15 protein-coding genes are annotated in these 13,030 nt (G+C 56.9%); 2 read left to right on the top strand and 13 right to left on the bottom strand.

The window, feature by feature from the left end; translation table 11 throughout:
• The 13 genes from HZB34_05990 to HZB34_05930 all read right to left on the bottom strand — a co-directional run bounded on the left by HZB34_05990 (position 1) and on the right by HZB34_05930 (position 9,836).
• Positions 1-1,392 carry an NAD(P)/FAD-dependent oxidoreductase gene (locus HZB34_05990; protein ID MBI5315504.1) on the bottom strand — a complete coding sequence of 464 codons (1,392 nt, stop codon included), beginning with the start codon at positions 1,390-1,392 and terminating at the stop codon, positions 1-3.
• Complete coding sequence (locus HZB34_05985; protein ID MBI5315503.1) at positions 1,389-2,933, bottom strand: GMC family oxidoreductase; 1,545 nt, start codon at positions 2,931-2,933, stop codon at positions 1,389-1,391. The genes HZB34_05990 and HZB34_05985 overlap by 4 nt, the downstream gene beginning before the upstream one ends.
• A gap of 204 nt (positions 2,934-3,137) precedes the next feature.
• Positions 3,138-3,413, bottom strand: a complete 276-nt coding sequence (locus HZB34_05980; protein MBI5315502.1) for a zf-HC2 domain-containing protein — start codon at positions 3,411-3,413, stop codon at positions 3,138-3,140.
• A 62-nt stretch (positions 3,414-3,475) separates the two neighbouring features.
• Positions 3,476-3,652: a hypothetical protein gene (locus HZB34_05975; GenBank protein ID MBI5315501.1), complete on the bottom strand. Its 177-nt coding sequence runs from the start codon at positions 3,650-3,652 to the stop codon at positions 3,476-3,478.
• A complete protein-coding gene (locus HZB34_05970; protein MBI5315500.1) occupies positions 3,649-4,980 on the bottom strand; it encodes an SMP-30/gluconolactonase/LRE family protein in 1,332 nt (443 codons plus the stop codon). Before HZB34_05970 ends, HZB34_05975 begins: the two co-directional genes overlap by 4 nt.
• A 440-nt stretch (positions 4,981-5,420) precedes the next feature.
• Entirely contained in the window at positions 5,421-6,335 is a 915-nt protein-coding gene (locus HZB34_05965) for a heme-binding protein (protein MBI5315499.1), read from the bottom strand.
• A 151-nt stretch (positions 6,336-6,486) separates the two neighbouring features.
• On the bottom strand, positions 6,487-6,936 hold the full coding sequence (locus tag HZB34_05960; GenBank protein MBI5315498.1) for a heme-binding protein: 450 nt from the start codon (positions 6,934-6,936) through the stop codon (positions 6,487-6,489).
• Positions 6,937-7,064: 128 nt separating this feature from the next.
• Positions 7,065-7,514, bottom strand: coding sequence for a hypothetical protein (locus HZB34_05955; GenBank protein MBI5315497.1), 450 nt, complete (start codon positions 7,512-7,514; stop codon positions 7,065-7,067).
• A 201-nt stretch (positions 7,515-7,715) separates the two neighbouring features.
• A complete protein-coding gene (locus HZB34_05950; protein MBI5315496.1) occupies positions 7,716-8,459 on the bottom strand; it encodes an aquaporin in 744 nt (247 codons plus the stop codon).
• A 31-nt stretch (positions 8,460-8,490) separates the two neighbouring features.
• A complete protein-coding gene (locus tag HZB34_05945) occupies positions 8,491-8,754 on the bottom strand; it encodes a hypothetical protein (protein MBI5315495.1) in 264 nt (87 codons plus the stop codon).
• 38 nt (positions 8,755-8,792) lie between these two features.
• On the bottom strand, positions 8,793-8,948 hold the full coding sequence (locus tag HZB34_05940; protein ID MBI5315494.1) for a hypothetical protein: 156 nt from the start codon (positions 8,946-8,948) through the stop codon (positions 8,793-8,795).
• A gap of 98 nt (positions 8,949-9,046) precedes the next feature.
• Positions 9,047-9,439 carry a hypothetical protein gene (locus HZB34_05935; protein MBI5315493.1) on the bottom strand — a complete coding sequence of 131 codons (393 nt, stop codon included), beginning with the start codon at positions 9,437-9,439 and terminating at the stop codon, positions 9,047-9,049.
• Between the two features lie 196 nt (positions 9,440-9,635).
• Positions 9,636-9,836 (bottom strand): hypothetical protein, encoded by a 201-nt coding sequence (locus HZB34_05930; GenBank protein MBI5315492.1) that lies wholly within the window; start codon positions 9,834-9,836, stop codon positions 9,636-9,638.
• 455 nt (positions 9,837-10,291) lie between these two features.
• On the opposite strand from HZB34_05930, the gene HZB34_05925 reads away from it, so the two are divergent.
• Together HZB34_05925 and HZB34_05920 are read left to right on the top strand one after the other, a co-directional pair.
• On the top strand, positions 10,292-12,367 hold the full coding sequence (locus HZB34_05925; GenBank protein ID MBI5315491.1) for a hypothetical protein: 2,076 nt from the start codon (positions 10,292-10,294) through the stop codon (positions 12,365-12,367).
• A gap of 161 nt (positions 12,368-12,528) precedes the next feature.
• Positions 12,529-12,882, top strand: coding sequence for a hypothetical protein (locus HZB34_05920; GenBank protein ID MBI5315490.1), 354 nt, complete (start codon positions 12,529-12,531; stop codon positions 12,880-12,882).
• Positions 12,883-13,030 lie beyond the last annotated feature (148 nt).

The following is a 13,030-nucleotide window of genomic DNA, read 5'->3' as shown; positions in this document are numbered from 1 at the left end:
CTACCCCTGGCTGGAGGTCACCGGCTCTGCGGTCAGCCCCACAACCGGTTGAGCGACAGGATCCGAGATTGGGGCATGACCACGGACGGTCTGGAATTGGACGAGGTCTTTCGAGAAAATCACATCCAGCAGCCAGTCGAGCAGCACGCGAACTTTCTTTTCAATGCGCGGCAACTTACCGAGATAGACCACCCGCCACAAGGACCAGGCGATGACTCCGGAGAAATTGATGCCAAAAATTCTGGCGACGCCTGTGCGTCGCCCAATGGCCGCAAGCAGGCCGATAGTCTTGAATCGAAATGGTTGCTTCGCCGTCCCGCGAAAGGCCGCCGTGACATTGCGGGCTGCTACCGCAGCTTCACGCATCGCATGTTGTCCTGTCGGTGGATGAAACCCGCCTGTTAGCTGATCCGGAATCAAGGCACAGTCGCCCAACGCCCACACACCAGGCCAGTCCGGCACTTCAAGGGAATCGTTCACGAGCAAACGCCCCCCTTTCGTCTTGCAAGGCAGCGTGGCGAGTAACGGGTTGGGCGCGGTCCCAGCCGTCCAGACCAGCGTGTTTGTCGTCAGGTCGGTTCCGTCGCTCAAGCGGACATTGTCATCCGACATCTCGACGACTTTGACGTTGGTCCTGATTTCGACTCCGCGCTCCGACAACTTCTCGTGGGCATACCGTCCTAATTGCTCGCCGAGTTCGGGAAGAATCTCCGGGCCGGAATGCACGAGCACCAGGCGCAGCATGTCGGGCCGGAGATGCGGATAGAACGGGAGCGCCTCCCGGAGAAAATCGTTCATTCCGGCAATCGTTTCCACTCCGGCAAATCCGCCGCCCGCGACCACGAAGGTCAAGAGCAGCTTTCGTTCCGGAGCCGCGCATTCAAAGTTGGCTTCTTCCAGATGGGCAATCATGCGATTGCGAAGATAAATGGCATCGCCGAGTGTCTTCATCGTGAGGGCCCGTTCAGCCAGGCCGGGCAAACCGTAGAAGTTCGTGACCGATCCAAAGGCCAGTACCAGATGATCGTAAGGCATGATATGCCCATGGTGCGTCTCCCCATGGATCAGGCTGATCTGCCGCTGCGCCAAATTGATCGATTGCACCTCCCCGTGGAAGAACTCCACACGGCGCAGGAGCTTGCGAATCGGGTTGACGATGTTGGTCATGTCCAGGTCGCCGGAGGCGACTTCGTGCAGCATCGGGGTAAAGAGAAAGAAGTTCTCGCGGTTCACGAGTGTGATGCATACGTTCGAGTCCCGAGCCAGTGTTTTCTCGAACTCGATCGCGGCATACACGCCGCCGAAGCCTCCGCCCAGGATCACGACATGCTTCCGCCCAGGGACCACCTGGCAGGACCCTCTATGATCCACTTCATCCATTCGAGGAATCATGCATGCAGCCTTTCCAGAAGATGGTCTCCCACCCTCAATGCGTTGGCAATAATCGTGAGCGAGGGATTCACCGCTGAACTCGACACAAAGAAACTCGCATCGACGACATAGAGATTATCCAGATCGTGTGCTTTGCAGTTCACATCCAGAACAGACACCTTCGGATCGTGTCCGAACCGCACAGTCCCGCACTGGTGAGCGGTCCCAGCGATCGGGATCTTCTTGCCGAGATAGAGATGCGTCGGCAGCAAACGGTCTTCACAGCCGATATGATTGAGCATGCTCTTGAGCTTGGCAGCGAGACGTTGATGCGCTTCCAGATTGTTCTCTGTATAGGCCAGCGTGATCGTGCCGTCTTTCCCGACGAGCACGCGATTGTTTGGATCAGGCAGATCTTCCGAGGTCATCCAGAAGTCGAGCGAATGTTTCGCCATCGCATCGAGAGCCTTATCGGGGGCAAAGGCCGGCGCGCCGGCCCGAAGCGTATCCAAGTCCGACTTACCGATCATCGAAATGTGGCCCATCGGATAGTCCCACTCGGCCGAGGGAAAATAGAAATCATTCAAGCCGATGGTCTTCTGAAACACCGTCGGATTCGGCCGCTTGGAAATCGCGAGCATCGCCGAGTTGTTATGGCACATGTAGTGACGACCAACCATGCCGGAGGAATTTGCCAGGCCATTCGGATGTTTCTCGCTCGCGGACTTCAGCAACAACGCCGACGAGTTAATCGCGCCGGCTGAGACGACCACGATGCCGGCTGTGTAGGTTTCCTGTTGTCCGTTTCGTTCAACATCAACAGCGGTAACCTCTCGCCCCGCTGCGCTCGTCTCTAACCGAGTGACCAGTGCACCAGTGACCAATGACACATTGGGATACCGCAACGCCGGATCGACACAGACCACTTGCGAGTCGGCCTTGGCATTGACCAAACAGGGAAAACCGTCGCACGTATTGCAGCGGATGCAGGCGCTCTTTTCTTGTTGTTCCTCGTTCAGCATCACGCCGACCGGCAGGTGAAAGGGCTTGTAGCCGCACCTCTGCCAGTCGTTGTGGAGTTCCTGGATGCGAGGTTCGTGCGTAAGGGCTGGATACTTGTAGGGCGCGCTGGCCTTCGGTTCGGTCGGATCTTCTCCACGGTTGCCGTGCACGTAGTACAGATGTTCGGCCTGCGTGTAATAAGATTCGAGGTCGTCGTAGCGGATGGGCCATTCCGGAGAGATGCCGCCGTGATGCTTCACCTCGCCGAAATCTTCCTGGCGCATGCGCAGCAGGGCAGCCCCATAGACTTTGCTGTTTCCCCCGACGTTGTAATGAATGCCTGGGTGAAACGTGCCGCCATCCTTGTCGTACCAGGTCTCCTTGGCCTTGTACTTGTTGTCGATAAAGACAGTCTTGGAACTCCAGTTGTCCTTCTCGCGCGGCAAATAGCCGCCACGCTCTAAGAGAAGAATCTTCTTTCCCGACGGCGCCAGCTTGTAGGCCAGCGTGCCGCCACCTGGTCCAGTGCCGATGATGATCACGTCGTAGTGAGTGAACATGCCCCCTCCCTCGTACAGGAGGGAGTCGGTCCACAGACTGAGACCTTACAAACCAAGGGAAAGGGTGCCGCAGAAAAGGAAGATTAGGCGGATACAGTGACGCGATCGCAACGACCGACAATTCAGGCGAACAACCGCACGCCGGTTCGTGGCATAACAAGATGATTGCTGCCAGCCCCTGAAGAGTCCGATCGAGCGGTGGTGCTAGTCGCGCCTGGCTCGAAGGGCTTCTTTGAGCCTGGCTTTCGCAGCAGCGGAAAGCTGGGCGTCGGTTTGTGCGTGAGTCTCGGATGCTGCAAGCCGCGTGGCCTTCCGGAGGACCAACAGTTGCCGCCGGTATTGCGTGCACGCTTGGCATATCCAGTAATGGAGTTGTAGTTGAATTCTGGTCGAGAGCGGGAGTGACCGGTCCATGGATTCGGACGCGAGCCGTGTCACGTCGCGGCAGGGAAGAGTGATGCGGGCGAGTAAGCCTTTCACAGTGCTACGACAAGTCGTGGAACATTCTTGGCCAAGATCATAGCAGAGGATCGCCTCTGGCGCTACCGTTGACGCCGTCGTTCTTCTGTCGTGGGACCATGCTTATCCATGGTGGCTCCCCGGCGGAGCAGCCATCGAACGATGACGCGTGCTCTGGCACAGAGGATTTCTCGTTGTCGTGAAGCCCCGGTGCAGTCATAGGTCCAGGTTGGCCAAGAGTCAGCTGTGAAATCGCTCATGGCCTGACTCCAGCAATGTTCATCCTCATCCGATAGATCCCAGTCGATGCCGTGATATACAACGTCTTGGCGTCGTCGTCGCCCCAGGCCATGTTGTGGGGGTCTTCCGGCCCTTTGATGAGTCCGAGCTGCTTGCCCGCCGGCGAGATGATCCAAAGCCCGCCCGGTCCGGTCGAATACACATTGCCCTGTTGATCGACTTTCAATCCATCCAACGCATCGTCACCCGGCACATTGGTCATGTCGAAGAACAGCCTGCCGTTTGTGAGTGTGCAATCCGACTTTACGTCATAGCGCAGGATAACCTTTTTCTTGTCGTTCCAATTGTTCACATACAGAAACTCTTCGCCCGGGGAAAAGGCGAGTCCGTTGGGAGCATCTAGATCTGTACTTACAAGTTTCACCTGCCCGTCCTTAACGCAATAGACACCGCTGTAGGGCAGTTCCTTGCGCGGGTCATCGAAGACTTTCGGCAGACCGAACGGCGGATCGGTGAAAAACAGCGCGCCGTCGGAGCGGTATACAAGATCGTTGGGGCTGTTAAGGTGCTTGCCATCGTACCGCTCGGCCATCACGGTGATATTCCCGCGCGGTTCGACGCGGATGACGCGCCGGTTGCCATGTTGATTGATCGTGAGCCGTCCTTGGGGATCCAGCGTCAACCCGTTCGAGCCAGGTTGGTGATACTCTCCGACGTTGAAGCCGCTATAGCCACTCTTGGTCCGAAAGACGGAGACCTGCCCCTCAGGCGACCAGCGATAAATAGTATTAGCGTTGGGATCGCTGAAGAGGAGATACCCCGATATGCTGGTGTTGGCTGGGACCCACACCGGGCCTTCGGTGAACAGAAAGCCGCCAGCGAGTTTTTCAAGCTTGGCATCTGATGACACGATCGCATCGAGGGTCGGATCGACTCTGACAATATCGGTATCCACAAGCTGCGTTGGGCCAACCTTGGTTGCCTTGTAGAAGTCGAGTGTTGCCGAGCGCACCCAGATGAAATTGCCCGGAGGATTCGAGAGAGGTCCGTTGATGCCGAACACAGCCAGCTGAATCTTCTGATTCGGCCGAGCGTTCCTGGTGAGCACCACCCGGTTCGGCGCATTGAATCCCTTAATCAACTGTCCCCCAGGCTGGCCCAACACCAACGGTAACTTCCCATCGACCCACACCTCGGCATAGTCATCGACGGCAACCTCAAAGACGACGGTTGAGCCTGTTGAATCGAACGGCCCGATCTTCTCCGGGATCGTTACACTGATGCGATACCAATTGAAGCAGAGGCGTCCAGTGGATCGCCGCTCTTCCAACTGTGCCGGTTTCAGCATTTCCCATTTGGAATCATCGAAATCTACTGTGCCAGCATGGAGATCAATATCCTGTGTTCGATTCGGCGGACCGGACGGAGCGAGGTCTGCGCTGGGGCTATGATGATCGACATCGACGATCTTTACGTTGCTGTAACGCCATTGACCTTTGAGCAACCCGACGCCTTCGTCGGTCTTGAGATCGACAATGGCATCTGGCCTTACCCCCGGCGCATCTCCAGTCACCTGCGACCACGACGGGTTCCCCCCTGAGACAATCGTCGTCATCATGGCGAGCACCATCCATCTCTTCATCTTCCTACTCCCTCTCCATGCCGTTTGATTATCCGTCCCTCGATTCTGTAAAGGCTGGGAAGGGATTGGCCTCTACCGCGCGCATCGAACGAGCACATTCTGATCGTGCGCGCTCTGCGAGCGAGGAGGCCAACCCTCCCCAGCCCTCACCTTACCTTCACCACGTAATAATCGAACGGCGCCTCCACCTCCTTAAACCAATGCGGCACTCCGTTCGGAATAATCACCACGTCCCCCGGGACGAGCCTTCTCGCCTCACCACCGGTAACCGTCGGCGCGCGGAACTCGTGCGGCGCAATGGTCTTGGAGCCGACCGGCGTACCGCCGGTGATCAGCTCTGCCGAGCCCTTGAGAACGTAAACAATGTCCGTATCGAGTTCGTGGACTTCAACGACGCCCGCCTTGTCCCGATGGCTAGCGTGCACCATATAGTTTCTGGCTGCGTGCATCATATTTTCATCTTCACCGACCAGCACTGCGCCCTTCGCAAATGAGGCCGACACTTTGTCGCTTTCGATGTAGGTGACAGAAAGCGGCGTATGTCCATTGGTCATTCCGGCTATCTCCATGTTATCGAGAGATTTGGCACCGACAATGGCGAGTTCTTCATCCTGCTGAGCACTGACTGCCCCACTGACCCCAATCGCCCCCACGACCTTGCCCTCCCATTCAAGCGGAATGCCGCCCTGCAATGGCGTGAAGTTCTGAAGATCGCTTCCGAGCGTGACCATCGAGGTGCGTCCCCCCTTGATCGCATCTTCAAAGACCTTCGTGGGCTTCTTAAAGAGAGCTGAAGTGCGCGCTTTGCCGATGGCAATGTTCGCACTAGCGGCAAAGGTCTGATCCAACCGTTCCACAGCCAGCAAATTCCCGCCGTCATCGACGATGGCAATCGAACCTCCAGGCGCGTTGACACGTTTCGCTTCAGCCACTGTCGCTGCAATAACTTTCTTGGCGCCCTCCAGTGTAAGGCCACGCTTATCCGATACCGATTCAGCTTGTAGAAGCGCCGCCATTCCCAGTACTGTGATTCCTGCTGCAAACGCGAGTATATGTTTCATGCTGTTCTCCCTTTCTTCAGCTGTCGTCGTTCCGATCAACAATTCATGCGATGTGTCTCGTTCATCTGGTTTATTGGGTTTCCCTGACTTAAACCAGAGAAACCAAACAAACCAGATCAACCAGATAAACGTTACTACTGCGGGCCGTCGGCTACGGTTTCGTGAATGATGCAGCCACGGCTGCTCCTGCTATCGCGATGTCCTCATCCTGCCCCGGTGTTTCTCCACTGACGCCGATGGCGCCAATCACTTTTCCATCAACGATGATAGGCACGCCACCCTGCAGAGCTACTGCTCCATGCAAGGCCAAGGCAGAAACGCGTCCGTTCTTCACTTGATCCTCGAAGACTTTGCTGGGCCGGCGATAGATTGCCGCTGTTCTTGCTTTGTCGATACCGACATTCACGCTGGCGACTTGCGTATCGTCTAGTCGCTCCAGGAGCAACAGCGATCCGCCCTCGTCGACCACTGCAATGACCACTCGTACGCCTTCAGCCTTCGCCTTGGCTTCAGCCACAGCAGCGACTTTCTTGGCCCCCTCCAACGTGAGAGCCGTTTTCTCAATCAACTGAGCCTGGACCGTCGTAGCGAGCAAGACCATGCCCATCGTCAGACTTACGGTGAGGTTCGTCGCCATCACTCCGTCTCCTTCTTGTCGGTGGATCAACGGCTCGGAGGGACGGGGGAGATGTGTGACACACCTCCCCCGTCCCAACCAAAAGGCTCCATTTACCGGCTCATCGCCATGCTGTCTGATTGCGTGCGCTCTCCAGACGCCGTAACGATCGGGGTCGGAAACGAGGCCTCACCCAACAACGCTTCGGCGAACGAGCACCATGTCTGAACCTTGGCGACATCGTGGATATATGACGGCAGTGCGATCTTACGATTCGTTTTGCCATCTTTAATCTTCTGCTGATTCAGGAGATAGACGTTCCCTTTGGAGTCCACCACCTGCCAATGTGGTGCAGGAGTATCCGGAATCTTGTAATCGTCCGACACTGTCAAGATGTCCGTGTTTCCTTGACGAGAATGGGATGCCGTGCCCGTGTTTGCCTTCACCCCCTCGAACTTCGTCGTAGTGTGGGCATCAGCCGCAAACCCATTCGCGGCAGTGAATAATCCTGCTGCAGCGACCATTGATAACAATCCGAGCTTGAGAGAACCTTTCACGCTCATGACAACCCTCCTATTGTGTGGTTATCGCACAGTGCTGATTGCACTCAGCGTCGCGGGATATCCGCTCTGCCCGTTGGTCGTGTACATGCGCCATTGCTTACAAACAATCCTTGAATGACATGAAGTGTGGCAGAGCTGCTGGGATGGAGAGAGTAGGCCGTCAACGGGACATGGAGCTGGTGGCGCGGAAGAACGAAGGAATCAATGCATGTAGTTACAACAGAAGATACAGCGTGTGATGTTGTGGTGATAGAGCTTCGCACAGAGGACGCGATGGGCGCCGCAGATCCGCACGTAGCATTCAGCTGCGAGCAGCATGCCGAATAGCGGGGCGGTGAGGTACACCCAGAAGTCGGTCCAGAGATGTGCGGGTATCGCGGAGGCAAAGCTGCGCGCCGGATTCATGCTCATGCCGGAGAGCGGAGCTTCAACCGTGATGTACACCGCGACGAGCACTCCCGCAAAGACACCGGTCCAGGCGTTCAGCTTTGTTTGGTTCGATGCGATCAGCACGACGAGCATGAGCCAAAATGAGATACTCGCTTCTGCAGCGAAAGCCATGCCGGCTCCGCCGAGCCCCGGTACTGTCACGACGTAATTGACGGTCGGATGTTCAATCACCATCCCAATAGCCATTGCCGCTACGAGCAGCCCGATCAACCCGCCGACGAATTGCGCGAGCACGTAGAAGAGCGCATCCAGACCGTGAATCTTTCCAAGCCGGAAGAAAGTCACTGTAACGGCAGGATTGAGATGCGCCCCGGATCGTTTTCCCCATGGAGAATAGATAATCCCGATTGCCGTGAGCCCCATGGCAGTTCCGATTAACACTCGTCGAATGACCGGATCGGGCAGCAGTTGATGGAGCGGCGAATAGGGATATTCGAGCAGCGAGGTCACGACGGCCGCGGAGATCATAAAGATGCCGAGGCCAGCCGCCTCCATCAGATACTCAGGCCAATGTTCTCGCACCACTTCAGATGGCGCCCGCATAGGTGCACGTTCCTCTCTTAGCACCCACACGTCTTGGTACCGTGACGTGTGAGGCCGGACGAGATGCAACTGCATACCGAATCCGCGTCGAGTCGGAACCTCGATAGCCGGGGCTCAGCCGGATCTCTTCAGCCGTTTCATGGCAGGGTCGGCAGCGCCATCGGGTAATCGTCATGGTGCCTTTCTCATCCTCAATGACCTGACTGCTGGTGCTCACCATGGCCCAATGACAAGTTGGACAACGCATGGCCTCCTCCTTCATGGTCTTCTGACCGCCATTAGTGGCTAGTCGGATGGCGCGGTTAGGTTCAGCGCGTCCAGCCGCAGCCGCCATTCCAGAAACTCCACGTGCTGATAGAGCCACCAGCACGTGACACGGAAACGGAATTCCTGTACGGCGCGGTGGCTGCGTTGCATGGTCCGGTAGATTGTCGTCTTCATTGGTCCCCTCACACACGTGCGCATGGGTCGCGCAGGTGTGTCGAGTCTTACAGCGTGACCGCACTGCGCGTTGATGTATGCAAAGACTGCCGTAACGACTAGCGAGACGGAGCAGCACTAGACCGGAGCGCGATGACGGCAGGAACAGAATCTTGCAGGCCAGCTAATGCCTCTTGAGCCTGCTCGACGTAGTAGGCCCAGTCGCGATGGGCATATCGAACGAGCACACGCTGGTATAGCGCCCGTGCTTCCGTCAGATGCCCGGCCTCGACCATGACCGCCGCAGCCCTGAGAGTGCAGGCGGCGCCAAGCGCGTTGGGATCGACCACCGTACGGAGCGGTTGGCTTAGCACGTGGTCTCCCAACACCTTCATCCAGGACAGGGGTTTAGTTCCCGCGAGCAGCACGTGCTCGAACTGGTCGATGATTTGGGCCAACTCCGTGGGGTCAGTGGTGACGAGACACTGCTGATAGCGCGTCCACAATGACATGATGGGTGGTGGAGCTTCTGCTGTTGGTTGCTCAAACAAAGACATGCCATGGCAACCACCGAGGAGGATTGTGAGAAGACAGATACTCCAGCGCATGCACATCTGTCGACGGCATGTGCGTGACCTTACACAGATTGAGGAGAAACGAAAAGTGAAGAGGGCTATTGAATCTGGGCCAGAACCAGGGAAGATGGCGCTAATACTCCGCTTCGTATCGTCCAGCATCCAGCAACTGCGGCATGCAAAAGGGCTCCTGGAAGATCCACCGTGCCACGACGAGTTTCGCGATATCCAAGTCGTTTTTTCCACCTCGTGCGCCTGAGATCGAGATCACTTTGGCATCGAGGAATTCACATGTCAGTTCCAGGAGTATGTCCAAGCCATTGCGCTCGGGCATGACAATGTCTGTGATAACCAAATCCGTCGGTCTGAGTCGGTAGAGCTCAAGCCCGCTTGAAGGTGGGTCGAGTAAACCGTATAAGAACAATAGACGTATCAAGTCGGTCGAATCTGATGCCTTTGCCCTCAGATGGGATGAGAAGGAGACGGCGCAGTTCGCGCGATGAGGACTCGTCTTCCACACTGTAGGGTTCTACCTCCGTAGGAGCCTTCCGACGATATTTACACTCTGTCAGGCCTCGCACATAAGAACTCTTCGGTCTTTCTTTTGAAAACATAGACAAAATCCAACTGGCACTCCGCTTGCTCACGGCTCCTCACCTGTCGGCTGCACTCAACTCGTCTCGGTAATTACACAGCACACGTACTCGCATGTGCGTGAGATGCGCATCACTGCCACGAGGCCTGAGAACTACCGATGGAAGAAACTCTAGTTACACCAAGGAGAGAACCATGAACAGTACTAAGAAAGCCTTGTGGTTTTTGCTGGCAGTGGGACTGTCATTGGCAACATCGGTTGAGTCGAGTCACGCCCTATCCAGTTTTGGCAGACAGACCGACCAGGCCTGCCAGGCCTTTAACGGGACAACCCCCTTTGCTGATAATAGTTGCGCGCTCTGCCACACCTCGAACAATCCTTCCACATCGGATCTCAACCAGAACGGCCAGTTCTTCAATGGCAACAACCTGACGGCTATCTGCCCGGTGAGCAATGTCGCTCCTATCTCGAATGCCGGGCCGAACCAGAGCGTGACGACCGCAACGACCGTCACTCTCAACGGCAGTGGCTCCAGCGATGCGGATGGCAATCCCTTGACCTACCTCTGGTCATTCGTGTCTCTTCCAGCCGGCAGCGGCGCGACCTTGACCGGTCCCACCACAGTGAGGCCGACATTTCTCGCGGACAGGACCGGCCAGTATATCGTTCAACTGATCGTCAACGACGGAGTGGTGAGCAGCACACCTGCCAGGGTGACGATAACAACCACGCCAGGCAATACCGCGCCCGTGGCAAATGCCGGACCCGACCAGACGGTGCAAGTGGGTGCGTTGGTCACATTGAACGGCAGCGGTTCCAGCGATGTGGACGGCAATCCCCTGACCTACCAGTGGATGTTCCTGTCTGTGCCGCCTGGCAGCACCGCCCAGCTGCGGAACCCGACCACCGCCATGCCGACCTTTGTGGCCAGCATCGCAGGCCAATATGTGATCAAACTGCTCGTCAACGATGGGACGGTGACGAGCCTCCAGGACACCGTGACCATTACGACGACTGGTGGGAACACGGCGCCGGTCGCCAATGCAGGACCGGATCAATCAGTGCAGGTGAGCGCGACGGTCACGCTAAGCGGCAGTGGTTCGAACGACGCGGATCGGAATCCCTTGACCTACGACTGGTCATTCGCCTCGGTGCCACCAGGCAGCACGGCAACCCTGTCGAATCCCACAGCCGTCGGTCCATCCTTTGTGGCCGACAAGGCGGGCCCATACGTGGCCCAACTCATCGTCAACGATGGGACGATGAACAGCACACCGGATACCATCACTATTACTGTAGCGACAGGTAACACCGCGCCGGTCGCCAATGCAGGACCGGATCAAACCGTGGCCGTGAATGCGTCAGTAATCCTGGACGGTAACGCTTCGACCGATGCGGATCGGAACGCCCTGACCTATCAATGGGCGTTGACATCCAAACCAGCCGGTAGTGCGGCGACTCTGGCGAATCCCGGCACAGCGATGCCCAGGTTTACGGCCGATGTGGCAGGCCAATATATCGGTCAACTGATCGTCAACGATGGCACGGTGAATAGCGCACCAGATACCGTGATCATCACGGCTGGAGCCGGCAATACTGCGCCGGTGGCAAATGCCGGAACGGATCAGACCGTCGCAATCGGGACCACCGTCGTCCTGGACGGTACAGCCTCGCGCGATGCCGATGGGAATCCTTTGATCTGGAAATGGGCGTTGACGAGTAAACCGACCGGAAGCAGCACGCTGTTGTCCGATCCTACAGCGGCCAGAGCATCCTTCCTCGTGGATACGGGTGGAGAATACGTGGCACAACTGATCGTCAATGACGGGAAGGTCGACAGTCCCCCCGCGACGGTCATGATCAAAACACAGGTTATGCCACCGGCACGCGGGATCTATATCAGCAGAGCCAGATGGAATACTGAGACAGGGAAACTCAAGGTGGCAGGCCGGGCGCCCAATGGAACCACCGTCGAGATTCTCGATGCCGATACAGGCACGCTAATTGCGACTGGCGAAACTGGGCGCCATGGCCGGTTTAGACTCTATGTGACTGTCCAGGTTGCACCCTGTGCTCTTGTCGCCAAAGCCAACGGGTTGACGAGCGTGCGAACTCCGATGGCCGGCGCCCCTGCCTCATGCGGCAATGTCAAGCCTCCTCGAAACGATGACGAAGATGACGAGAAAGAGGACAAACGCAAATCAGGCTCCAAGGAAAACCACGCGCGCGACGGCAAGTCGCTGCTGAAGCAGAACAGGCAGGATAGGTAGACCATCTTCCCACCATCCACGAATGCGATCGAGGAGGCTCTCCGATCAGAGCCTCTTCGATCGGGCCTGGAAATGAACGTGAATCCAAATAAGAAGATTTCCCGTAGTGTGTGCTGAGGTGCGCTGTTCCTTTAACCGGGTCAAACCGCAAGGAGGTCGTTATGCAGACGATGCGACGTATCGGAATCATAGGGCTAGGCATTGCGTTGGTGGGTGGGCTCAGCGGAGCACCGGTCTTCGCTGCGGACAAACCGATGGAGGACGGGTCGAAGATTATGATCACATCTCCCAAGAATGGGGACAAAGTCGGCGACAGTTTTGAATTGAAGTACGAGTTGACCAAAGGCTCCCAAGCGGCCCATGCCCACGTGTTCGTGGACAATGAGTATCAGAAGGGGTTTACCGGATCGTTTAAGGGCCTGGCCAAGGGGATGCACCAGATCACTGTGACTGGCGCCACGAAGGACCATGCACTCGTCGCGGCCTCTCAGACCATCACCGTCGACGTGCAGTAGCGCTGCAACCGGCTATCATCAAGGCACTGGGGCCTCCTGCAATGGAGGCCCTGGTGCGCCGCATGTTCACAAACCGTTTCAACCCTTTCGCAAATAGCCGCTTTGTTCAAACAGCAAGGCTTTCTTCTCCAACTAGGATAGCAACGGA

The organism is Nitrospirota bacterium, from assembly GCA_016219645.1.
GTDB lineage: Bacteria > Nitrospirota > Nitrospiria > Nitrospirales > Nitrospiraceae > Palsa-1315.
This window is presented reverse-complemented; position numbering and strand designations above follow the sequence as displayed.

Bases quoted from the DNA above. Each gene is read 5' to 3' on its own strand.
- HZB34_05985 (MBI5315503.1), bottom strand. From the start codon at position 2,933: ATGTTCACTCACTACGACGTGATCATCATCGGCACTGGACCAGGTGGC.
- HZB34_05925 (MBI5315491.1), top strand. From the start codon at position 10,292: ATGAACAGTACTAAGAAAGCCTTGTGGTTTTTGCTGGCAGTGGGACTG.
- HZB34_05945 (MBI5315495.1), bottom strand. From the start codon at position 8,754: ATGCGTTGTCCAACTTGTCATTGGGCCATGGTGAGCACCAGCAGTCAG.
- HZB34_05940 (MBI5315494.1), bottom strand. From the start codon at position 8,948: ATGAAGACGACAATCTACCGGACCATGCAACGCAGCCACCGCGCCGTA.
- HZB34_05955 (MBI5315497.1), bottom strand. From the start codon at position 7,514: ATGAGCGTGAAAGGTTCTCTCAAGCTCGGATTGTTATCAATGGTCGCT.
- HZB34_05970 (MBI5315500.1), bottom strand. From the start codon at position 4,980: ATGCTGAAACCGGCACAGTTGGAAGAGCGGCGATCCACTGGACGCCTC.
- HZB34_05975 (MBI5315501.1), bottom strand. From the start codon at position 3,652: ATGAGCGATTTCACAGCTGACTCTTGGCCAACCTGGACCTATGACTGC.
- HZB34_05920 (MBI5315490.1), top strand. From the start codon at position 12,529: ATGCAGACGATGCGACGTATCGGAATCATAGGGCTAGGCATTGCGTTG.
- HZB34_05930 (MBI5315492.1), bottom strand. From the start codon at position 9,836: ATGCCCGAGCGCAATGGCTTGGACATACTCCTGGAACTGACATGTGAA.
- HZB34_05950 (MBI5315496.1), bottom strand. From the start codon at position 8,459: ATGGAGGCGGCTGGCCTCGGCATCTTTATGATCTCCGCGGCCGTCGTG.
- HZB34_05960 (MBI5315498.1), bottom strand. From the start codon at position 6,936: ATGGTCTTGCTCGCTACGACGGTCCAGGCTCAGTTGATTGAGAAAACG.
- HZB34_05965 (MBI5315499.1), bottom strand. From the start codon at position 6,335: ATGAAACATATACTCGCGTTTGCAGCAGGAATCACAGTACTGGGAATG.
- HZB34_05935 (MBI5315493.1), bottom strand. From the start codon at position 9,439: ATGTCATTGTGGACGCGCTATCAGCAGTGTCTCGTCACCACTGACCCC.
- HZB34_05990 (MBI5315504.1), bottom strand. From the start codon at position 1,392: ATGATTCCTCGAATGGATGAAGTGGATCATAGAGGGTCCTGCCAGGTG.